At 63.0% G+C, this 21033-nt stretch carries 24 protein-coding genes; 12 read left to right on the top strand and 12 right to left on the bottom strand.

Annotated elements, in window-relative coordinates; all coding sequences use genetic code 11:
• Positions 1-19 precede the first annotated feature (19 nt).
• The 5 genes from IHQ72_RS02420 to truA are packed head-to-tail and all read left to right on the top strand — an operon-like array spanning position 20 to position 2974.
• Entirely contained in the window at positions 20-307 is a 288-nt protein-coding gene (locus tag IHQ72_RS02420; RefSeq protein ID WP_126036711.1) for a plasmid stabilization protein, read from the top strand.
• Entirely contained in the window at positions 304-729 is a 426-nt protein-coding gene (locus IHQ72_RS02415; RefSeq protein WP_258120982.1) for a type II toxin-antitoxin system VapC family toxin, read from the top strand. The genes IHQ72_RS02420 and IHQ72_RS02415 overlap by 4 nt, the downstream gene beginning before the upstream one ends.
• A gap of 30 nt (positions 730-759) precedes the next feature.
• Complete coding sequence (gene fmt / locus IHQ72_RS02410; RefSeq protein ID WP_258120981.1) at positions 760-1695, top strand: methionyl-tRNA formyltransferase; 936 nt, start codon at positions 760-762, stop codon at positions 1693-1695.
• Positions 1692-2201 carry a GNAT family N-acetyltransferase gene (locus IHQ72_RS02405; protein WP_258120980.1) on the top strand — a complete coding sequence of 170 codons (510 nt, stop codon included), beginning with the start codon at positions 1692-1694 and terminating at the stop codon, positions 2199-2201. The genes fmt and IHQ72_RS02405 overlap by 4 nt, the downstream gene beginning before the upstream one ends.
• 17 nt (positions 2202-2218) lie before the next feature.
• Positions 2219-2974: a tRNA pseudouridine(38-40) synthase TruA gene (gene truA, locus IHQ72_RS02400; protein ID WP_258120979.1), complete on the top strand. Its 756-nt coding sequence runs from the start codon at positions 2219-2221 to the stop codon at positions 2972-2974.
• Here the strand turns inward: truA and IHQ72_RS02395 are convergent.
• From IHQ72_RS02395 to dapD, 6 genes are all read right to left on the bottom strand, one after another.
• Positions 2971-3564: a transporter gene (locus tag IHQ72_RS02395; protein ID WP_258120977.1), complete on the bottom strand. Its 594-nt coding sequence runs from the start codon at positions 3562-3564 to the stop codon at positions 2971-2973. The genes truA and IHQ72_RS02395 overlap by 4 nt on opposite strands.
• A gap of 2 nt (positions 3565-3566) precedes the next feature.
• Positions 3567-4766, bottom strand: coding sequence for a succinyl-diaminopimelate desuccinylase (gene dapE, locus IHQ72_RS02390; RefSeq protein ID WP_258120976.1), 1200 nt, complete (start codon positions 4764-4766; stop codon positions 3567-3569).
• Between the two features lie 278 nt (positions 4767-5044).
• On the bottom strand, positions 5045-6145 hold the full coding sequence (locus tag IHQ72_RS02385) for a GGDEF domain-containing protein (protein ID WP_258120975.1): 1101 nt from the start codon (positions 6143-6145) through the stop codon (positions 5045-5047).
• Between the two features lie 153 nt (positions 6146-6298).
• The gene (locus IHQ72_RS02380) at positions 6299-7021 is read right to left on the bottom strand and encodes a hypothetical protein (RefSeq protein ID WP_258120974.1); all 723 of its coding nucleotides are present in this window, start codon (positions 7019-7021) and stop codon (positions 6299-6301) included.
• Positions 7022-7042: 21 nt separating this feature from the next.
• Entirely contained in the window at positions 7043-7363 is a 321-nt protein-coding gene (locus IHQ72_RS02375) for a DUF805 domain-containing protein (RefSeq protein WP_258120973.1), read from the bottom strand.
• A 78-nt stretch (positions 7364-7441) separates the two neighbouring features.
• A complete protein-coding gene (dapD, locus tag IHQ72_RS02370) occupies positions 7442-8296 on the bottom strand; it encodes a 2,3,4,5-tetrahydropyridine-2,6-dicarboxylate N-succinyltransferase (protein WP_258120972.1) in 855 nt (284 codons plus the stop codon).
• Between the two features lie 143 nt (positions 8297-8439).
• On the opposite strand from dapD, the gene IHQ72_RS02365 reads away from it, so the two are divergent.
• Positions 8440-9279, top strand: coding sequence for an LOG family protein (locus IHQ72_RS02365; protein WP_082982714.1), 840 nt, complete (start codon positions 8440-8442; stop codon positions 9277-9279).
• 40 nt (positions 9280-9319) lie between these two features.
• On the opposite strand, the gene IHQ72_RS02360 is transcribed toward IHQ72_RS02365, so the two are convergent.
• Complete coding sequence (locus IHQ72_RS02360; protein WP_095494106.1) at positions 9320-10027, bottom strand: pyrimidine 5'-nucleotidase; 708 nt, start codon at positions 10025-10027, stop codon at positions 9320-9322.
• Between the two features lie 161 nt (positions 10028-10188).
• On the opposite strand from IHQ72_RS02360, the gene IHQ72_RS02355 reads away from it, so the two are divergent.
• Positions 10189-10950: a GGDEF domain-containing protein gene (locus IHQ72_RS02355; protein WP_258120969.1), complete on the top strand. Its 762-nt coding sequence runs from the start codon at positions 10189-10191 to the stop codon at positions 10948-10950.
• Between the two features lie 242 nt (positions 10951-11192).
• On the opposite strand, the gene phhA is transcribed toward IHQ72_RS02355, so the two are convergent.
• Positions 11193-12029: a phenylalanine 4-monooxygenase gene (phhA, locus tag IHQ72_RS02350; protein ID WP_258120968.1), complete on the bottom strand. Its 837-nt coding sequence runs from the start codon at positions 12027-12029 to the stop codon at positions 11193-11195.
• A 135-nt stretch (positions 12030-12164) separates the two neighbouring features.
• On the opposite strand from phhA, the gene IHQ72_RS02345 reads away from it, so the two are divergent.
• The gene (locus IHQ72_RS02345) at positions 12165-12641 is read left to right on the top strand and encodes an Lrp/AsnC family transcriptional regulator (RefSeq protein ID WP_029347288.1); all 477 of its coding nucleotides are present in this window, start codon (positions 12165-12167) and stop codon (positions 12639-12641) included.
• A 58-nt stretch (positions 12642-12699) separates the two neighbouring features.
• Here the strand turns inward: IHQ72_RS02345 and argB are convergent, their stop codons facing one another.
• Positions 12700-13593, bottom strand: a complete 894-nt coding sequence (argB, locus tag IHQ72_RS02340) for an acetylglutamate kinase (protein ID WP_095494100.1) — start codon at positions 13591-13593, stop codon at positions 12700-12702.
• Positions 13594-13692: 99 nt separating this feature from the next.
• Positions 13693-15189, bottom strand: coding sequence for an amidase (locus IHQ72_RS02335; RefSeq protein WP_258120966.1), 1497 nt, complete (start codon positions 15187-15189; stop codon positions 13693-13695).
• 183 nt (positions 15190-15372) lie between these two features.
• On the opposite strand from IHQ72_RS02335, the gene IHQ72_RS02330 reads away from it, so the two are divergent.
• From IHQ72_RS02330 to msrB, 4 genes are all read left to right on the top strand, one after another.
• Positions 15373-15912, top strand: a complete 540-nt coding sequence (locus IHQ72_RS02330) for a sigma-70 family RNA polymerase sigma factor (RefSeq protein WP_258120965.1) — start codon at positions 15373-15375, stop codon at positions 15910-15912.
• Positions 15909-16607 carry an anti-sigma factor gene (locus IHQ72_RS02325; protein WP_258120964.1) on the top strand — a complete coding sequence of 233 codons (699 nt, stop codon included), beginning with the start codon at positions 15909-15911 and terminating at the stop codon, positions 16605-16607. The genes IHQ72_RS02330 and IHQ72_RS02325 overlap by 4 nt, the downstream gene beginning before the upstream one ends.
• Before the next feature lie 218 nt (positions 16608-16825).
• Positions 16826-17383: a fasciclin domain-containing protein gene (locus tag IHQ72_RS02320; protein WP_258120963.1), complete on the top strand. Its 558-nt coding sequence runs from the start codon at positions 16826-16828 to the stop codon at positions 17381-17383.
• A gap of 216 nt (positions 17384-17599) precedes the next feature.
• A complete protein-coding gene (gene msrB / locus IHQ72_RS02315; protein WP_258120962.1) occupies positions 17600-18100 on the top strand; it encodes a peptide-methionine (R)-S-oxide reductase MsrB in 501 nt (166 codons plus the stop codon).
• Between the two features lie 145 nt (positions 18101-18245).
• On the opposite strand, the gene IHQ72_RS02310 is transcribed toward msrB, so the two are convergent.
• Together IHQ72_RS02310 and IHQ72_RS02305 are read right to left on the bottom strand one after the other, a co-directional pair.
• Positions 18246-19832, bottom strand: coding sequence for a DHA2 family efflux MFS transporter permease subunit (locus IHQ72_RS02310; protein ID WP_258120961.1), 1587 nt, complete (start codon positions 19830-19832; stop codon positions 18246-18248).
• A 19-nt stretch (positions 19833-19851) separates the two neighbouring features.
• On the bottom strand, positions 19852-21033 hold the full coding sequence (locus tag IHQ72_RS02305; protein ID WP_258120960.1) for an HlyD family secretion protein: 1182 nt from the start codon (positions 21031-21033) through the stop codon (positions 19852-19854).

The following is a 21033-nucleotide window of genomic DNA, read 5'->3' as shown; positions in this document are numbered from 1 at the left end:
ATCAGATCTGGAGGTGCCGATGGGCGATATGCTGATCAGAAATATTCCCGAACCCTTGAAGCGCGAGATCGAACAGGCGGCGCACAAGGGCGGCCAGAGCCTGTCGGGCAAAGCGATCGATCTGTTGCGCAAAGGCATGGTCGCGGAAAGAGAAGCCAAGCCGGAACCGGGTCTTTCAGCGTGGGACGCGATTCGCTCAGCATTCGCCGCTGAAAACGCGATTGACGACGAGTTCGCGAAGATAATGGACGAAATCGAGGCGGAACGGAAACGCGACTTCGGTCGCCCGGTCGAGGATTTCGAGTGATTGTCCTCGATACCAACATTGTTTCGGAAGCCAGCAAGCCCGCACCAGATTCGCATGTCTCCGCATGGTTTCGCAAACAGAATTTTCTTGAGCTCTACATGTGTGGGCCCGTCATCATGGAGCAGTCTTTTGGCGCCGAAAGATTTTTGAACAGGACAGGGTCGGACCGTTATGTTCGGGTGCTCGACCACCTGATTTTGCAGCAGTTTGCCGGCCGCATTGTGGATTTTGCCGGCTCGGTCCCCCGGTTGGCTGGGAAGCTTCGCGCTGCACGGGAGCAATATGGCCGCCCGATCAGCCTCCCTGACGCGATGATCGCTGCAATCTGCCTGGCGCATGACGCTACGCTTGCGACCCGCAACGTTCGCGACTTCGACGGGCTTGACCTGAAACTCGTAAATCCGTTTGAAGCGGGTGCCTGAGCCGACTTCCAGACCAAGACCGGAACAAAAATGCCCCTGCGCGTCATCTTCATGGGTACGCCCGAATTCTCCGTGCCGACGCTGCGGGCGATCGCGGAAGCCGGGCATGAGATAGAGGCCGTCTACACCCAGCCGCCGCGCGCCGCCGGCCGCCGCGGGCTGGAACTGACGCCGTCGCCGGTTCAGCGCGAGGCGGAGCGGCTGAGCATCGAGGTGCGAACGCCGGTGTCGCTGAAGAGCGAGGCCGAGCAGCAGGCGTTCCGCGCCCTGCGGGCCGATGTCGCCGTGGTCGTCGCCTATGGATTGCTGTTGCCCAAACCAATTCTCGAGGCGCCGCGGCTCGGCTGCCTCAATGGTCACGCGTCGCTGTTGCCACGCTGGCGCGGCGCCGCCCCTATCCAGCGCGCCATCATGGCCGGCGATACCGAGACAGGCATGATGGTGATGCGGATGGAAGAGGGCCTGGACACCGGCCCGGTGGCGATGGTCGAAAAATGCGCCATCGGCCCCGATATGACGGCCGGCGAACTGCACGATCGGTTGATGCACATTAGTGCCGCGCTGATGGCGGAAGCGCTGGCACGAATGGAACGGGATGCCCTGACATTTACCGCACAGGCGACGGAGGGGGTGACCTACGCCAAAAAGATCGATAAAGCGGAGACGCGCGTGGACTGGACGCGGCCTGCTGGCGAAGTCCACGATCATATTCGCGGCCTGTCGCCTTTTCCCGGCGCATGGTGCGAGACCGAAATTGGCGGCCGCTTGGAGCGGCTGAAACTGCTTCGCTCGACGCTTTCGGATGGCGCCGGCGAGCCGGGAGGAATTCTCGACGACCGGCTGACGGTCGCCTGCGAGTCAGGCGCGATCAGGCTGGTCGAAGTTCAACGTGCGGGCGGAAGGCCCATTGCCGCGCAGGAATTTCTGCGCGGGGCCAAGCTCGAAAAAGGAATGAAATTCTCATGAGCATGATGTCGATACGCGCGGCAACGCCGCGGGACCGCGAGGCGATCCGCCTCGTCGAGGAACACGCATTCGGCCAGCAGGCGGAGGCCGGACTGGTCGACGCGCTAGTCAGCGGCGGCGATGCCGTCGTCGAACTGGTGGCGGAAGAAGATGGACAGGTGGTCGGCCATATCCTGTTTTCGAGGCTTTTCGTGCAGAACGGCGGCAAGAGCTTTCTGGCGGTGGCGCTGGCGCCTCTGGCGGTCGAGCCGTCATTCCATGGCACCGGCATCGGCGGTGCGCTGGTCCGCGAGGCGCATATCCGCCTGAAGGAAGCCGGCGAGGTGCTGGCTGTGGTGCTTGGCGATCCCGCCTACTATGGCCGCTTCGGCTACAGTCATGCGCGCGCCGAAAAGTTCGAAAGCGAGTACCAGGGCGAAGCCCTGCAGGCGCAGGCCTGGGGCGAAGCGCCTGAGACCGGCAAGCTGGTCTATGCTTCGGCTTTTAGCTCCGCGCTCGCTGCCTAACCTCATCCTGCTTAGGAATGCCGCGTTTTCGCCTCGACATCGAATATGACGGCAGCCTCTATGCCGGCTGGCAGCGCCAGGCAGACCAGCCTTCGGTGCAGCAGGCGATCGAACAGGCGATCGAGAAATTCTGCGGCGAACGGGTCTCGCTGCGCGGCGCCGGCCGCACCGATGCCGGCGTCCATGCGACCGGTCAGGTGGCGCATGTCGATCTCGTCAAGGCATGGCCTGATGACAAGGTGCGCGATGCCGTCAATGCCCACCTGCAAACGGTCAAGGCGCGCATCGCCATCCTCAACGCGGCTGTCGTGCCTGATAGCTTCGATGCGCGTTTCTCGGCGATCGGCCGCCACTATCTCTACCGCATCGTCAACCGGCGCGCGCCGGCGGCACTCGACAAGGGCAAGATCTGGTGGGTGCCGAAGCGGCTCGACGCCGAGGCCATGCACGAGGCGGCAAAGGTGCTGCTGGGGCGGCATGATTTCACCACGTTCCGCTCGACCCAGTGCCAGGCCGACAGCCCGGTCCGGACGCTCGACCGGCTGGATGTCAGTCGGCTGGGTAACGTGATCGAAGTGCGAGCCTCAGCGCGCTCGTTCCTGCACAATCAGGTGCGCTCGATGGTCGGCTCGCTGAAGCGCGTCGGCGAAGGCGGCTGGACAGTTGCCGACCTGAAGGCGGCGCTCGGCGCGCGCGACCGTGCCGCTTGCGGCCAGGTGGCGCCGCCCGACGGGCTTTTTCTTATCGGTGTGGATTATCCGAAGGTCGACTAAGCCGGCGCACCAATGCCGAGCAGCGCCTCAAGGCCGAACAGAACGACCAGCGACGCCACGAACATGCCGGCGAAGACAGCGGTGCCGACAGCCGCGCCCCTGCCGATGGCGACGTTTGTCATCCGCCAGGTCAGGATCATCGACAACGCAAACAAAAGCAGCGACGCCAGTACGGCGAACTCGTTGGTGGACGGCAGGAAAAGCCTGATCAACGCCGCTGGCAGCATCATCCAGGCGATGATCGCCGACGCCCAGTTGCTGGCGACGACATAGTGGACGAAACGCCCGCCAATGCCGGCGCGCGGCGCGACCAGGGCAAGGCCGACAAGCGGCAATACCCAGGCGCCGACGTCGACCGTCGCCAGACGGATCAGCATGCTGAAGCGCCCCGCGAATGCACTCGGATCGCCGATCTCGTTGGCAAGGCCGACCCAACCGACGATCAGCGCCGGTGCCGCAACGACAATGGCGAAGAAGGAATTCCAGAAACCGTCGGCCGAAAGGTCGAGCTGGCGCAGCCCGTCGGCCTTGCCGAGCATCAGTCGCCAGGCGCCGTTCAGCGAAGCATAGGTTTCATCCGACGAAAGCATGATTACGATACGTCTCGCTCGAACCAGTCTCCGATGAAGCGCTGATAGATCTGCGTCAGCGTCTCGAGGTCGGCAAGCGCGACGCGTTCATCGACCATGTGCATGGTCTTGCCGACCAGCCCGAACTCGACCACCGGGCAATAATCCTTGATGAAGCGTGCGTCGGAGGTACCGCCGGAGGTGGAAAGCGCCGGCTTCCTGCCGATCACCGCCTTGACCGAACCGCTGAGCGCTTCGATCAGCCGGTCGTCTCGGGTGAGGAAGACGTGGCTCGGCCGGTCGCGCCAGACGAGCTCGTAATCGACCGGCGTCGTCTTGCCGGTCCGGTATTTCTTGCGCTTCGCCGCCTTGTCGAGACGGTTGTGGATTTCCGCCTGGATGGTCTCGGCGGTCCATGTGTCGTTGAAGCGAATGTTGAAGGCGGCGGTCGCCTTCGCCGGAATGACATTGGTGGCCGGATTGCCGACGTCGATCGAGGTCACCTCCAGATTGGTCGGCTGGAAGTCCTTGGTGCCCTTGTCGAAGACGGGGTGCAGCAAGGCGTCGACCAACGTCATCAGCCCGCGCACCGGATTGTCGGCAAGCTGCGGGTAGGCGGCGTGGCCCTGGCGGCCGTTGACGATGATGCTGCCGGACAAAGAGCCGCGCCGGCCGATCTTGATCATGTCGCCCAGCGCATCGGGATTGGTCGGCTCGCCGACGATGGACGCGTCCCATTTCTCGCCCTTGGCGGCCGCCCATTCGAGCAGCTTTGTCGTGCCGTTGATGGCCGGCCCTTCTTCGTCGCCGGTGATCAGCAGCGAGACCGAGCCTTTCAGGCCGCCTTTCGACTCGAGATGGCGCGCCACCGCGGCGACGAAACAGGCGATGCCGCCCTTCATGTCGACGGCACCGCGACCGAACATCTCGCCTTTGGCGATCTCGGCAGCGAAAGGCGGATGCGTCCATGAAGTCTCGTCGCCGACCGGCACCACGTCGGTATGCCCGGCGAACATCAGGTGCGGACCGTTGCCGGAGCGCCGCGCATAGAGATTTTCGATATCGGGTGTGCCTCCTTCCGAAAACACCGGGCGCTCGACGGAAAAGCCGAGTGGTTTCAGCATTTTTTCCAGTGTGCTCAGTGCCCCGCCCTCAATGGGCGTCACCGAGGCACAGCGGATGAGGGCGGCGAGATTTCCAGCGGGATCGGTCGGCAACGTCATGGGCAAAAGCGATAGTCGAAAGCGCAAGGCCTGTCACGGGCAGACATAAGGGCCAGCCATCCCGCCAACATTATGGTTTTCATGCCGTATAGTCGCAGGCCTAATGCATGTCGCCCAAAGCATGCGCTCGGGCTTGTCCCGTGGGTGCGCAGCAGTTTTGGGACAACAACATGGATAAGAACAAAGGTTTAAGCGCGTCGCACGAATCGCTTCAGACGCGACGCGCCTAGGGCGGGATATTGGATGGACGGAGGCGATAAAAGGCCCCCGTGATCGGGTCAGTTCGCGGCCCGCACATGCGCCCAGTAACGGCCCTTGCCGGTGCGCTTGGCTTCATAGAGCGCGTGATCGGAACAGGTGAGAAGAATTTCCGGCTCGCCGCCGTCGGCAGGCGCGAAGGCGCTTCCAATGCTCAACCCGATGGGTATTGCGGTGCCGACGCCAAGGTCGAAAGGTACCGAAATCTTCTCAATGGCCCGCTTTGCCAGGTAGGTGGCTTCGATCTCGGATGTGCCGGGCAGCAGGATGACGAATTCGTCACCGCCGATGCGAAAGACCACATCCCCCGGCCGGAAAGCGCGTTTCAATCGTTCGGCCACCTTGCGCAGCAGCACGTCGCCGACCGCGTGGCCGAAGCGGTCATTGACGTGTTTGAAGCCGTCGAGATCCATGCTGAGAACGGCAAACGGCCTGCCGCCATTTGCGGCCGGTGCCGCAAGCTCGCTGCACATGCCGCGCAGTTTCTCCTGAAGGAAGATGCGGTTTGGCAGGCCGGTCAGTGCGTCCTTGATCGCCAGATCGCGATTGTCCAGTTCGGCGCGGATCATGCGGGCGTTGATCGCATGATTTTGAAGGAGCACGATGATGACGCCGGCCACATAGAACGGCACTTGAATTACGACGATCGACATTCCGGGCGCCGGAGAAAACAGCGCGCCAACCAGAAAAGGCAGGCTTACGGCCAGCATGACGAATATGGCGTAGCGCGGGGTCGCTGCGTTGCGGGACGACACCACGCCGACCACGCCTGCGACATTCAGGGCAGCCAGCACGGCGAGCGCCATATGCCCGCTGACGACGCAGCCATAGCAGCCGAGGCCGAAAATGACCGACCATGGGCCCCCGGCGGCCATGAGGCCTGCCAGCGGCCCCGTTCCCCCGCGCTTGCGGGCCCGCTCACATTCCCGCATCAGCAGGAAGCGGGCGGCAAACAGGATGAGGTCGGCCGCGATCCACGCGTACGGCCACCGGTCGCCGGTGACGACCGCGGCGCTGACTGCCAGCACCAGGACGCTGATTGTGCCGAACAGGACGGCGAATTTGCGGTCGAAGGTGGTCTCGAGAAGCCGCGCGCGGACAGCTTCCGGTTCCGCTCTCATCGGTGAAGAAAACCAGGCGAACAGCCGCGCGCCGGCGCTTCGCTTTCCGCGCGTTTTCGGGTTGGCCAAGGGTTCGTCGTGTGCCAGTCGAGTGCTCCGTGTCGGGCGGCACAGTCTCCACGTGCATGCTGGACCAAGGTGATTAAGATTAGCTTAGGTACCTGGACGAGCCGACCGCAACGAACCGTCGATCAGGGTGATCTTTTGCCAGATCTTCCGCGACAGGTTGGAGCTCAGGGTTTCGATGTCGTTGACACCGTCGACGACCACATTGTCGTTGACCGACTGGGCGAACAGCGCGGCGATCTTGCCGGTGATCGACAGCATTTCGGAGCAATAGTCGAGGTAGCGGGCGAGATCGGCACGGTCGGTTATGCGTGCCGGTGAATGCGATGTCGGCTTGAAATCGGTTGAAAGCGCTGCCGGATCTTTGGTCAGCTGATGCATGTCGATGACATGGATCAGCGATCGCAAGCCGTGAAGCTTGCGAAACACCTGCTTGCGCTTGATGCGCTCCTCGGTTCGGATCAGGGCCAGGAAGCCGAGCATCGCGAGGATGATCATGTTGATCAAGGATTCGATGCCTTGCACCGACTGGATGGCATCGTGGGTGCCCGAGATACGGCCGAGCGGCAGGATGGTGCCGACGAACAGGAACGTCAGCGCGCCGGCGGCAATGGCGGTGACGACGACGCCGCGCAGCCACCAGATCGGCGCTTCCAGCGCCTTCGCCGCCTTGGCCAGATCACGCGACAGCGATACGAGTTCGATGGCGACGCCACGCAAGCCTGCATCGGGAAAACGCTCGGAGACGCGTTTTTCCAGTCGCTCGGCCGTTTCGATGATCAGTTTCGAATCAAGCGTGCGGTAGCGCATGGCTAGATACCCGACCGGCGCTCAGGATTCGGCCGGCGCATTGGTGCGTTTGCCGTAGCGATTGGGTCCGGGGTCGCTTTTGAAGAAGGCCAAAATAATAAGGAGAATGGCGCCGACGATGAGAGAGATCAATGCGTAGTAGGTAGGCTTGCCGAAATCATGGAACCGCTTCGCCGTTAGCGCAAAGGTCGACCATGTCGAGACAACCACGGCGATCCACCAGGCGAGCGCCCAGTACTGACTTGCGGGAGTGCCTAGCGGCGTTCGCGAGAACTGGTAGAGCAGGAAAAGCTGAACCAGGAGCGGCAAAAGACCGGCCAAAACGTAGGCACTGGGGTTCACTCGCCCGGAAAGGCTGAAGAAAAGCCATAGAAATCGAGGTCTGTCGAGCAAGCGGGTGCGTCCGTTTTTTGCGAAGGATCAATCGCGAAGCAGTTCGTTGATCGAGGTTTTGGAGCGGGTCCTGGCATCGACGCGCTTGACGATGACGGCGCAGTAGAGGCTCGGACCGGGCTCGCCATTGGGCAACGGCTTGCCGGGCATCGAGCCGGCGACGACGACGGAATTGGCCGGCACTTCGCCGTAGAAGACCTCACCGGTGGCGCGGTCGACGATCTTGGTCGACTGACCGATGAAGACACCCATGCCGAGCACCGAGCCCTCGCGCACGATGCAGCCTTCTACCACCTCGGAGCGTGCGCCGATGAAGCAATTATCCTCGATGATGGTGGGGCCGGCCTGCATCGGCTCCAGCACGCCGCCGATGCCGACGCCGCCCGACAGATGCACATTCTTGCCGATCTGGGCGCAGGAGCCGACCGAGGCCCATGTGTCGACCATGGTGCCGCTGTCGACGTAGGCGCCGACATTGACGAAGGACGGCATCAGCACGGCACCTGGCGCGACATAGGCGGAGCGCCGCACGATCGACGACGGCACGGCGCGGAAACCTGCCTTCTCGAAATCGATGGCGCTCCAGCCGTCGAATTTCGACGGCACCTTGTCCCACCACACGGCCTGGCCGGGACCACCCTTGATGATCTCCATCGGGTTGAGCCGGAACGACAGCAGCACCGCTTTCTTCAGCCACTGGTTGACCTGCCATTTGCCGTCGGCCTGCCGCTCGGCAACGCGGGCGATACCCCGATCGAGCAGGTCGAGCGCCGACTGGATGGCGTCGCGCGTCGCGCCGCGGGTTGCCGTCGAAATCGTCTCGCGTTCCTCGAAGGCGGTTTCGATGGTGTTTTCGAGACTCGCCAGATCGGGCTTCGACATGAATTCGCTCCATTACCAAGCTGTTAAGGGGCCGCACCTTAACCTGTCTTGAAAGTCGCCGGACCCTATGTGAAGGCTTGGTGAGGGTCAATCGCGGCTGCGTCACGGGACGGCGCAAGTGAATAATTGGACGGGTAGGTAATATGACTCCTATGGAAAAGGCGGGGTGGACGCCGCTGCCGCATTCGGACGAGGATCTGGAGCGGTCGAAAAGCGTGCCGGACACGCCGCAGACGCGTGCCGAGACCTACCGGCTGGCCTGGAACGATCCCGACTTCATGACGCGGCGCGAATTGCGCGCGGTCAGACTGCAGCTCGAACTGTTGAAGCCCGAGATGATCCTGGCCGAGCGCGGCATCCGCTCGACCGTCATCCTGTTCGGCGGCGCGCGCATCCCCGAGCCGGACGGTGAAGCCTGGGCAGCCAAAAACGAGACGCAGAAGAAGAACCTCGAGAAAAACAGTAAATATTACGAGGAAGCGCGAAAATTCGCCCGCCTCTGCTCGCAGCAGTCGGCCACCTCTTATTATCGCGAATTCGTCGTGGTGACAGGCGGCGGACCCGGCGTCATGGAAGCCGGCAATCGCGGCGCCGACGATGTCGGCGCACCGTCGATCGGCCTCAACATCGTGTTGCCGCACGAGCAGGCGCCGAATGCCTATGTGACGCCGGAGCTCTGTTTCAACTTCCACTATTTCGCTGTCCGCAAGATGCACTTTGTCATGCGCGCCAAGGCTGTCGCGGTGTTTCCGGGCGGCTTCGGCACGATGGACGAATTCTTCGAGACGCTGACCCTGATCCAGACCGGCCGCATGGAGCGCGTGCCGGTGATCCTGTTCGGCAAGGCGTTCTGGAAAAGGGCGATCGACCTCGATTTCCTCGCCGAGCAAGGCACGATCACCCCCGGCGACCAGGACATCATCGATTTCGTCGACACCGCCGACGAGGCCTGGGGGATCATCAGCCGCTTCTACAAGCTTTAGCCCGCTGGCTGTATCGATCCGGCTGCACGAAGCAACTGCCTCAAGCGGTGACGTCGACGATCGCGGTGAGGAATTCGGCAAGGTCGTCGGTGACGAAATCCACATCGTCCTCGTTGGCCGGATCACGTTCCCAGATCTCCGAGAAGGTCGGCTCGAAGTTGCGCGGCACGACCAGCACCGTGGTCATGCCCAGCGATTTCGGCACGGACAGGTTGCGGGCCAGATCCTCGAACATCACCGCATTGTGGCCGGTGACGGCGTGGAGTTCCGCAAACTTCTCGTAGGTGCGGCGCGCCGGCTTGGGGTTCAGCCCGGCAGCGACGATATCGAAGATGTCGTCGAAATGGTCAAGGATGCCGAGCTGGCGCGCGGTGCGTTCGGCATGCCTGCGGTCGCCATTGGTGAAGATGAACTTGCGGCCGGGAAGCTGGCGGATGGCGGTGCCGAGAACGGGATCGGGAACCAGCCAGGAATAGTCGATATCATGGACCTTCTCGAGAAAATCGTCGGGATCAATGCCGTGGCGCGCCATCAGACCGTTCAGCGTCGTGCCGTATTCCCGGTAGAGTTCCTTCTGCAGCTTGCGGGCATCGTCGCGTGGCAGCGTCAGCAATTCTCCGACATAGGCGGTCATCTTCACGTCGATCTGCGAGAACAGGTTCGAATGATGCGGATAGAGCGTGTTGTCGAGGTCGAACACCCAGTCGGTGACATGGGCAAAACGGGCGGGATCCGGGAGCGTGGTCATGCAATCCTTATGGCACGAAACAATGCTTTTGGCAGAGGCTTTATCCACAACTTATGCGCGTTGCGAGTGGCGAAAATGGCGCCATGATTCAAATTTTAAGCATCGCCGAAAGGTGGCATTCAGGGCTTGCTGGCACAGAGACGGTTCAGGGGGAACCAGCGATGAGCCGCATATTTCTGAAGTCTGCCGCCGTCGCTTTCGCCTCCGTCGCAATCTCGCTTTTGTTGACGCTGATCATCGTTCCGGCAATCGGCTTCCCGTTCAACCGCACGATCTGGCTGACATCCACGGTCTGCCCGCTCGCGCTTGCCTGGATCGCTAGCGCCTACACCTTCTGGCAGGGTGAGAGGTTGAAAAGCGCCCATCGCGACCTCGCCCGCGCTCATGCACAGCTCGCCGCAGCGCATCGGCGCCTGTCGGAAAAGGCGAGCCGCGACGACATGACCGGCATGCTCAACCGCGAGAGCTTCTTTGCGGCGCTCGAGGCCTCCCGGCGTAAATCCGATCGCGGTGCGTTGCTGATCATCGATGCCGACCACTTCAAGATCATCAACGACAGCTACGGCCATCTGACCGGCGACGAGGCGTTGCTCCTCATTGCAAGCGCGATCGAGCGCGGCGTGCGCAGCGGCGACGTGATCGGCCGCATCGGCGGCGAGGAATTCGGTGCGTTTCTGGTCGGCGCCACCGAACAGGAAGCCAAACGCGTCGCCGAACGCATTCGCGGTGAAGTCGAGCTGATCCGCTTCCGTCCCGTCGATGAGCGGGTCATACCCCTCACCGTCAGCATCGGCGGTGTCACCTGCGGCGAGGATGCCGGCGTATCGGATCTGATGCGTGCCGCCGACCACCGCCTTTACCAGGCCAAGCATCGCGGCCGCAATCTCACCATCCTGGACAGGGACATTTCCGAAGCGGCCTGAGCGGTCTCGCTCATTAAGAAATCCTAACGCTGTTTGGGCGCAGCCGGGCCGCTTACACGGCTTAAGCAAAGTGTGCAGCTAGGTTTTGGCACGGAATTGGCATTGGCCTGCCGGCTGGGCGACCACCTCGGCAAGGTCATCTGCGTGTAGAAGGCCGGCTCAGCCTGCCGAGGGATCGTCGCCACAGTGCGCCACCAATATCGCCGGCGCCGATCGGCTGGAGCGTCCGAGCCGCCCAGCGTCTAATGTTTCGCCGGGTCGAGCGGCGGCTTGCCCTTGTGGCGTCCGATGATCGCTGCCATTTCGGCGACGTTCTGGAAGGCATCGCGCAAAACGTCGAAGGACGGCAGCACGAAATAGGCGCGCTGGAACTTGTCGATCTCGTAGCTGGTGCGCATCACCGTTTCCAGATCGAAGGGGACATGGTGCGCGTCCTTGCTTTCAATCGCGAATTGAAGTTCCGCAAAGGACGACATCAGCCCGGCGCCGAAAGCCTTCAGCGGTTGGCCTGCTTCCTGGATCAGCCCGTATTCGACAGTGTACCAGTAGAGGCGGCTGATCATCTCGTCGCCGCCGAGCGCGATCAGATGCTCGGCCTTCTCGCCATACATCTGCATGAAATCGGCAAAGACCGGCTGCGTCAGCGCCGGCACATGGCCGAAGAAGTCGTGGAACATATCCGGCTCGACGATGTAGTCGAGCTCTTGTTTCGTCCGCAGCCAGTTGGTCACCGGAAAGCGGCGGTTGGCGAGGTGGACGAAGAAGGCTGGTGCGGGAATGAGGCCCGGCACGGCGACGATTTCCCAACCGGTAAGCTTGCGCAGCTTTTCGCTGACGACACCGAAATCCGGAATCTTGTCGAGCAGGCCCAGCGTGGCGACGCCGTCGAGATAGGACCGGTGTGCCAACTTTTTAGTCAGCTTCGTCTGGCGGTCGCACAGTGTACGCCACACCGCCTGCTCGTCGGCAGTGTAGTTGTAGCTCTGCTCCACGGTGAAATCGGCACGGCAGACCGAATAGTCGCCGCGAAGGCCTTGCGCCGCGCATTCGCGGGCGTAATCGGCAACGCTCATCGTCATGGCTGTTCTCCCTGGAAATCACGACTAACATCATAAAAGTTTAGCCGGGTCCGGTGAGGCAAATCCGCTTTGATGATGGCCCGAACAGGCGATTTGAGGTAAAAGCCACCACAGCAAAGCTGCAGGAGAGTGAAAGTGCCTCAGTTTGACGATTTTGAGATCAAGATGCTCGATATCTTGCAGCGCGATGGGCGCAAGCCGGTGTCCGAACTGGCCCAGGAGATCGGCCTTTCGACGACGCCATGCGCGCGCCGCTTCGAGGCTCTTCAGAGCGCCGGCATCATCAAGGGCTTTGCCGCTGTGCTCAGCCGCCGCGCCATCGGCCTGATGGTCGAAGTGTTCATTCAGGTGCGCCTGGTAACCCACAGCGACGGTTCGCCCGAAACCTTCATCGCCGCCGTGCAGCGCATGGACGAGGTGTCGTCGTGCTGGACGATGACCGGCGACTACGATTTCCTGCTGCATGTGATGGTGCCGTCGGTCGACGAGCTCAACGCCTTTGTCATGCACCGGCTGATGCGGCTCGACGGCGTGCGCGATGTCCACACGCAGCTCGTGCTGCAGAACATCAAGGGGCCGGGCCACGTGCCGCTTGGGCACCTCAGGCGATGAGTTCGCCCTGGCGCTTGCGCCGCCCTGGACTTCTGCCCGACCAGGTGTCGGCCTGCGCTCAAGGCACGATCAGGGTGCCGGCGCCGTGTTCGGTAAACAGTTCGAGCAGCACCGAATGCGGCGTCTTGCCGTTGAGGATGACGACGCCCTCGACGCCGCGCTCGATCGCCTCGATGCAGGTCTCGACCTTGGGGATCATGCCGCCCGACACCGTGCCGTCCTTGATCAAGGCCTTGGCCTCGGCCACGGTCAGTTCATCGATGAGCTTCTTGTTCTTGTCGAGCACGCCGGGCACGTCGGTGAGGAACAAAAGGCGTGTCGCCTGGCAGGCACCGGCAATCGCGCCGGCGAAGGTGTCGGCATTGATGTTGTAGGTGTGGCCGTCGCGGCCCGGCGCCACCGGCGCCAGCACCGGGATCATTTCGGACCGCGCCAGAAGGTCGAGCAGCGTGCGGTCGACCTCGATCGGCTCGCCGACGAAGCCGAGATCGAGCACGCGCTCGATATTGGAGTCCGGGTCGATCATGGTCTTGCGCGCCTTTTCGGCGAAAACCATGTTGCCGTCCTTGCCGCACAAGCCGATCGCCCACTCGCCCTCGGCATTGATCAGCGCGACGATCTCCTTGTTGATCGAGCCGGCCAGCACCATCTCGACGATCTCGACCGTCTTCTGGTCGGTGACGCGCAGGCCGCCTTCGAACTTCGATTCGATGCCCATCTTGCTCAGCATGGCGCCGATCTGCGGGCCGCCGCCATGAACGACGATCGGGTTGACGCCGGATTGTTTCAGCAGCGCGATGTCGCGGGCGAAGGCCTTGCCGAGCGCAATGTCGCCCATGGCATGGCCGCCATATTTGACCACGACCGTCTTGTTTTCGTAGCGCTGCATATAGGGCAGCGCCCTCGAAAGCAGCGCGGCCTGCATTTCGGCGGTGGCGGCGAGGTCCGTCATCGGCATGGTTCCCAGCTTGGCATGAACGGCGGCGTCTTAGCGGGAATTGGCGCAGGGGGCAAACGGCTTTGCTGTCACATCAGGTGAAATCGGCCCGCTTTATGCCGGCATCTGCAGCGGCGCCCGCCGCGCCTGCCATCCCGAAATCTTTTCCATTTGCGCGGCGAAGGACAACAAGGTCTCCTCGTCGCCGGGGCGGCCGGCGGCCTGGATGCCGAGCGGCAGGCCGGCATCGGTGACATGGACAGGCAGCGCGATCGACGGCTGGCCGCTGACGTTCTGGATCGCCGGCCAGGGGGTGAACCACAGGCTCTTGTCCATCAACTGGCCGAACAGCGGCTTGAATTTCAGCAGACGGGCAAGCCGCAGCCTGTCGAGCACGTCCTCTATGAACGCATCGGCGCCCTTCGGGTCCATGGCGCCGCAGGCGAGCGGCGGATGGGCGATAACCGGCATCAGCACGGCATCGTACGGCGCGGTCTCGGTGATCAGGCGGCGTGACGTGGCATGCAGCCGCTGCAGGCCGGCGTAGATCTCGCCGGCCGAGACGATCTCGCCGAAGCGGCTCATCAGACGCGTGGCGCGCTCGACGTCGCCCGAAACGGAGCGGCCGACGCGCAAGACTTCAATGCGCATCGCGCCGGCGACTGCCGCAGCCACCGTCCTGGCGAAATCGGCGATGAAGTCGCGACCGATATAGGGCAGGTCGATCTCCTCGATCGTATGGCCGCCTTCGCGCGCCAATGCCATAGCCGTGTCCAGTGCCGTCGGCGTCTCGGCCGATATCGGCAGGCCGAGCGGCGATTTCCGGTAGACGGCCAGTTTCAGCTTGCCGGGGTCGCGCGCCGCCGCGGCGGCAAAAGTTCCCCTCGGCGGCGGCGCCGCATACGGTGACAGCGGATCGGGTCCATGCGTCAGGTCGAGCAGCAAGGCCGAATCCCGGACCGAGCGGGCAACGGCGTGGTCGACGACCAGACCGTACCAGCTTTCGGTGACGAGCGGCGACAGCGGCACACGGCCGCGCGAGGTTTTCAGCCCGACCAGCCCGGTGCAGGCGGCGGGAACGCGGATCGAGCCACCGCCATCCGAAGCATGTGCCACCGGCACGACGCCGGCCGCGACCAGCGCCGCCGCACCCCCGGACGAGCCGCCGCTGGTATGGGCCGTATTCCACGGATTGCGGGTGATGCCGAAAGCGGTGGATTCGGTCATCAGCCTCAGCCCATGTTCGGGCGAGGTGCTGGTGGCGATCGGGACAAGGCCGGCGGCCAGATGGCGTTCGGTCATCACCGAGTCGAAATCGGCAACGAAAGCCGGAATGCGGCTGCCGCCGTGCGTCGGCACGCCTTTCATGGCGATGCCGAGATCCTTCAGGGCAAAGGGCACACCGGCCAGCGGCAGCTTGCGGTCGATGGTTTTCGCCCGCGTCCGCGCCGCCTCGTAAAGCGGCTCGGCGATGGCATTGATGTCCGGGCGAGTGGCCTCGGCCCGAGCGATCGCCGCATCGACGAGCTCCTGCGGCGAGATTTCTCCCTTGCGCACCAGGCCGGCCAGGCCGATTGCGTCATGTTCCCACAAGGCCCGTTCGACGGACATTCTTGCTTCCCCCAAATATTGGCAAGCTAGAGCATCGGACCCAAAAGTGGAAACCGGTTTTGAGAAAATCCGATGCTCAAACAAAATCGGCTCTTTTCTTGGCAATCGAAGTTCACGACGCTCTCGCTGCCCAGAACGCTTCCGCCGTTGCAAATAGATTGCAATCGCCTAATTTGACAGCCGATGACGCCGCAGGATATCAGCAATCTGATTGTCCAGACTTCGATGAAGGACCGGGCTGCGTTCGATCTGCTCTACCGGCAGACCAGCGCGAAACTTTTTGGCGTTTGCCTTCGTGTATTGAAGGACCGGGGAGAGGCAGAAGAGGCGCTGCAAGAGGTCTTCGTCAAGATATGGACGAAGGCGGATCGTTTCGCCGTCTCGGATCTAAGCCCGATTTCCTGGCTGGTGGCCATTGCGCGCAATCATGCGATCGACCGGATAAGGGCGCGGCGAGAGCCTGCCGCCTACATCGATGCCGCGCTCGAGGTGGCCGATCCGGCGCCGGGACCGGAGGCTGCGGTTGTTGCGGGCGGTGAATCCGAGCGCATCTATCGTTGTCTCGATGAATTGGAAAAGCCCCGGGCGGCGGCCGTCCGGGGCGCCTATCTGGACGGCGAAAGCTATGCCGAACTGGCCGTACGCCATGGCGTGCCGCTGAACACGATGCGGACCTGGCTGCGGCGCAGCCTGTTGAAGCTCAGAGAGTGTCTGGAAAGATGACGCCGGCAGAAGATAACGGACCGGAACCTGGGGGCGACGACCTGTTCGCCGCCGAATACGTTCTTGGCGTGCTTGACGCGGACGAACGCGAGATCGCGTCTCGTCGCATCGACGCGGACGCCGCTTTCGCGCGCCTTGTCGATACCTGGGAGGCGCATCTTTCGCCGATGGCCGCCGCCTATCCGGAGACAGAGCCGCCGATCAGGGTCAAGGAGGCATTGGATCGCCGGCTGTTCGTGGCAGAGCCTCGCGCCGGCCTCTGGTCCAGCCTTGCCTTCTGGCGCGGTCTTGCCGCAGCTTCTATCGCGGCGCTGGCGATCTACATCGCCGTGCCTTACCTCAACCCGCCGGTCGAACAGCCGCGGCTCGTTGCCTCGCTGGCTGCCGATGGCAGCGACGTCAGATATCTTGCCGTCTACGACGCCGCCCATCGCGAGGTCGGCTTGTCGCATGTCTCCGGCGAGCGCGCCGCCGGCAAGGATTTCGAGCTGTGGATGATCGAGGGCAAGAACGCGCCGGTCTCGATGGGCATCATCCCGGCCGGTCAGACCGCGCGTATGACCATCTCCGCGGCCGTGCAGGAAAAACTTGCGCAGGGCGCCGTTCTTGCGGTCAGCCTTGAACCGGCCGGCGGTTCGCCGACCGGCCAGCCGACCGGCCCTGTGGTCGCTGCGGGCGATCTGAAGAGCATCTGATCGCCTCCGTCTGCCGACTTTTCGAGAAGATTTTAAATCTATCGCCTGTGGTGACGTTAGCTGTGAAGCATGCAGGCTGTAAGATTCCAACCCTGAAAATCATTCTCGCCGTTATAAAAAATAAAATTTTCTCCTGAACGGCGAAACTCGGGCATTTATCCCCCCGTATCTCCTTGCGCCCCAAAGAGGGGAAGAAATAAACTGAGGAGATAGAAATAATGCGTAAGTTCGCCACCCTTTTGCTTGCCGGAACGGTCGCCGTCTCCGCGCTCGCCACCGCCGCCTATGCCCAGAATCCGATGGTCGGCGGCGCCGCCATGTATGCCACCAAGAACATCGTCGAGAACGCCGTCAATTCGAAGGATCACACCACGCTGGTCGCGGCCGTCAAGGCCGGTGGTCTCGTCGACACGCTGCAGAGTGCCGGTCCCTTCACCGTGTTCGCGCCGACCAACGAGGCCTTTGCAGCACTTCCGGCCGGCACCGTCGACACGCTGCTCAAGCCCGAAAACAAGGACAAGCTGGTCAAGATCCTGACCTGCCACGTCATCGGTGCCAAGGCGATGGCCGCCGACGTCGCCAAGATGGCCATGGACGATGGTGGCGCGCACAAGGTCAAGACGGCTGGCGGCTGCGAGCTGACGCTCAAGGCCGACGGCGGCAAGGTCACCGTGACCGACGAGAACGGCAATGTCGCCAATGTGACGGTCGCCGATGTCGAGCAATCGAACGGCGTTATCCACGTCATCGACAAGGTTCTCCTGCCGAAGATGTAACGAAGGGGTCGTCGCCAGCGAAGATATGGCTGAGGCACGATGCCGAGTGCGCGGGTTCCGCTTGCGTGACCCGCGCAATCGGCAGACGTACACTCCGCGCCGTCCGCTGTAGGCGTGGGGCAGGTGCGGAGTGCCCGTTGTCGGGAGCTGGCCGTCACCAGCTTTTGATTTCCATGTGACGGTCGAATTTGGCAAAGGGACAGAGGAGGAATGGTGATGATCCGGCGCGACTTTCTTTGGAGCGGTGCCGCTGTGGCATTGTTGGCAGGCACGGCGGCAGCGCTGCGCATGGGTCGGCCGCAGGATGCACACGCGACCGAAACCTTCGAGGTCACCAAGACCGAGGCCGAGTGGCGCGCCATCCTGTCCGATGCGGCTTTCAATGTGCTGCGCAAGGAAGGCACCGAATATCCCGGCACCAGCCCGCTGCTCAACGAACACCGCAAGGGCATCTTCGCCTGCGCCGGCTGCGACCTGCCGCTCTATTCGTCCGAGACGAAGTTCGATTCCGGCACCGGCTGGCCGAGCTTCTGGCAGGAGATTCCCAATTCAGTCGGCATGACCGTGGACAGGTCGCTCGGAATGACCCGAACCGAAGTCCACTGCCGCCGCTGCGGCGGTCATCTCGGGCATGTCTTCGACGACGGCCCGCCGCCGACCGGCTTGCGTCATTGCATCAACGGCGTCGCCTTGACCTTCAAGCCGGCCACCGCCTGACCTACAGCGCTCGCGTTTGACCGGCATCACGCGACGCGCTTTAGGTTGTTGTCTTATGCATGTCGTTATCGCAAAACCGCTGCGCACTTTTGCGCGACATGCATTAGAGCGCCGCGCGTCTTTTTGGACGCGCAAAATTGCGCGATCAGTGTCCGCCACCTCCGCCCGCCTGCTCGGCCGGCTTGCGGATGACCATGGTGAAGATCGCCAGCGTGGCGAACAGCGCCGTCAAGAGATAGAACACGTCCATGAAGGACAGCAGCGAGGCCTGCTGCTGGACCATAGCAGACAGTTTGGAGATCGCCGCCTTGGATGCGTCCAGGCCGGCATTCTGCTGGAAGTCGAGCGTCATGTTCTGCAGCTTGGTCTGCGCCTCGGCACTGCCCCATTGCACATGCTCGGCCAGCCTTGCGTAATGGAAGGCGTTGCGATCGATCAGCACGGTGTTGATGACGGCAAGGCCGACAGCGCCGCCGAGATTGCGGGTGAGGTTGAACAGGCCGGATGCGTTCTTGAGCCGGTCAGGCGGCAGCGTTCCCAGGGCGATGTTGTTGATCGGCACCATGCACAGCATCATTGAGGCGCCACGCAGGATCTGCGGCACCAAAAGTTCCCAGAAATCCCAGTCGGCGGTCAGATAGGTCATGCGCCAGGTGCCGGCAGCGAAGCCGAAGAAGCCGATCATCATCATCAGCCGCGGATCCATTTTGCGCGACAGGATGCCGGAAATCGGCGCGGTGGCGAACATCGCCAGCCCGCTGACGAACAATGCCTCGCCGATCATCAGGGAATCGTAGCCGCGGATACGCCCGAGGTACACCGGATAGAGATAGGTCAGGCCGTAGAGGCCGATGCCGATGACGAACGAGAACAGCGAGCCGAAAGCGAAGTTGACATTGCTGAAGGCTTTCAGGTCGACGATCGGCTCCTCTGCGGTGAAGGCGCGCCAGAAGAACAGCACCGCGCCGGCCGTCATCAGGATGGCGCAGACGAACACCGCCTGGTCCTGAAGCCAGTCGTTGTTGGGACCTTCCTCGAGCACATATTCCAGCGAGCCGAGGAAGGCCGCCATGCCGGCAAGGCCCCACCAGTCGAACTTGCGGAACAGGCTGAGATTGGGCTTGTCGAAGTCGATCAGCGACCATGCCGCGGCGGTCACCAGGATGCCGGGCACCACATTGATCAGGAACAGCCAGTGCCAGGACGTGGCATGGCTGATGTAGCCGCCGACGGTCGGGCCGATGGTCGGCGCCAGCGTCGCCACCAGGCCGATCATCGGCGACACCATGGCGCGGCGCGACGGCGGGAAGATGGTGAAGGCGGCAGCGAAGACGCTTGGAATCATGCCGCCGCCGATGAAGCCCTGGATGGCGCGGTAGACAATCATCTGGTCGATGTTGGTGGCGGTCGCCGCCAGCGCGCTGGCCGCGGTGAAGCCAGCCGCGGAGACGGTGAACAGCACGCGCGTCGACAGCATCCGGCTGAGAAAACCGGACAGCGGGATCATGATGACTTCGGCGATCAGATAGGCAGTCTGCACCCACGGAATTTCGTCGGAACTGGCGCTCAAGCCCGCCTGGATTTCGGCCAGCGAGGCCGAGACGATCTGGATATCGAGGATCGCCATGAACATGCCGAACACCATCGCCAGGAAGGCGATGATGCGGCGCGGCTCGATGTGATCGACCGGCTTGGCCGGCGCCGATCCCGCGGTCAGGGTTGCGGTCGCCATGGCGTTGCTCCGGGCCTGCTTACTTCGACGCAGAAGGTGCGGTGCGGCTGTCGACGGCGACGACGACGCTGAGGCCGGCGCGCAGCTTGCCTGTCTTCAGCACATCCGCCGGCACGTCGATGCGAACCGGGACGCGCTGCACAACCTTGGTGAAATTGCCGGTGGCGTTTTCCGGCGGCAGCAGCGAGAACACCGCGCCGGATGCCGGCGCCAGCGACGAGACGGTGCCTTCGAAATCCTGGCCGTCGATCGCGTCGACCGAAATCCTGACCTTTTCGCCAGGCACCAGGCGGGCAAGCTGGGTCTCCTTGAAATTGGCGACGATGTAGAGCTTGTCCATCGGCACGATGACGGCGAGCTTCTGTCCGGGGCTGATCAGGTCGCCTTGCTCGACCGAGCGGTTGCCGACGACACCGTCATAGGGCGCGCGCAGCACGGTGAAGGACAGGTCCCGCGCCGCCTTGTCCCGGGCAAGCTGCAGCGACGCCAGCGTGCTTGCCGTCTCCGCGCGCTGCGCCTGGAGCACACCGATATTGGCCTCAGCCGCCGCGATCTGGGCGTCGGCGCCGACAAGGGCGGCATTGGCCTGCTCGACCGCGGTCTGGGCATCATCCAGTTGAGCCTGGGTGCCGACATGCGTCTTGAGCAATTGGGCGGCGCGCGCTTGAACACGCGCCGCATTGGCGGCGGCGGCCTGGTCGGCGGTCTTCTGCGCCTGCGCCTGCTCGAGCGATGCGCGCGCCGCCTCGGTCTGGGCGTCGATCCGGTCGAGAGTCTTGCTCAAGGTGGCGATCTGCGCCTCGGCCTGGGCGACCGCTATTCTGTAGTCGCCATTGTCGACGACCAGCAACGGGTCGCCGGCCTTGACCTGCTGGTTCTCGGTCACCTTGACCTGATCGACATAGCCGGAAATTTTCGGCGATATGAATGCCATGTCGGCCTGGACATAGGCATCGTCGGTTGAGATCATGAAACGCCCGTCGGTCCAGTAATCGTAGCCATACCAGGCGCCTGCGCCCAGCAATCCAAGCGCGATGATCGGCAACAGAAAGGAGCGTGCCGAACGCTTCTTTTTCGCCGGCGCCTCGGCCGGAGGACTTATTGCGGGCTCAGTCGGTGCGTTCGGCGCTTCGGTTGCCGGCGCAACCTTGGCGTTCGGGAATGGACGGACTTCGGCGGTGGGGGTCGCGTTCGAGGACAT

This window comes from Mesorhizobium onobrychidis (genome assembly GCF_024707545.1).
In the GTDB taxonomy this organism is placed as follows: domain Bacteria; phylum Pseudomonadota; class Alphaproteobacteria; order Rhizobiales; family Rhizobiaceae; genus Mesorhizobium; species Mesorhizobium onobrychidis.
Note: the sequence above shows the minus strand (reverse complement) of the source record. Positions and strands in the feature narration are given on the sequence as shown.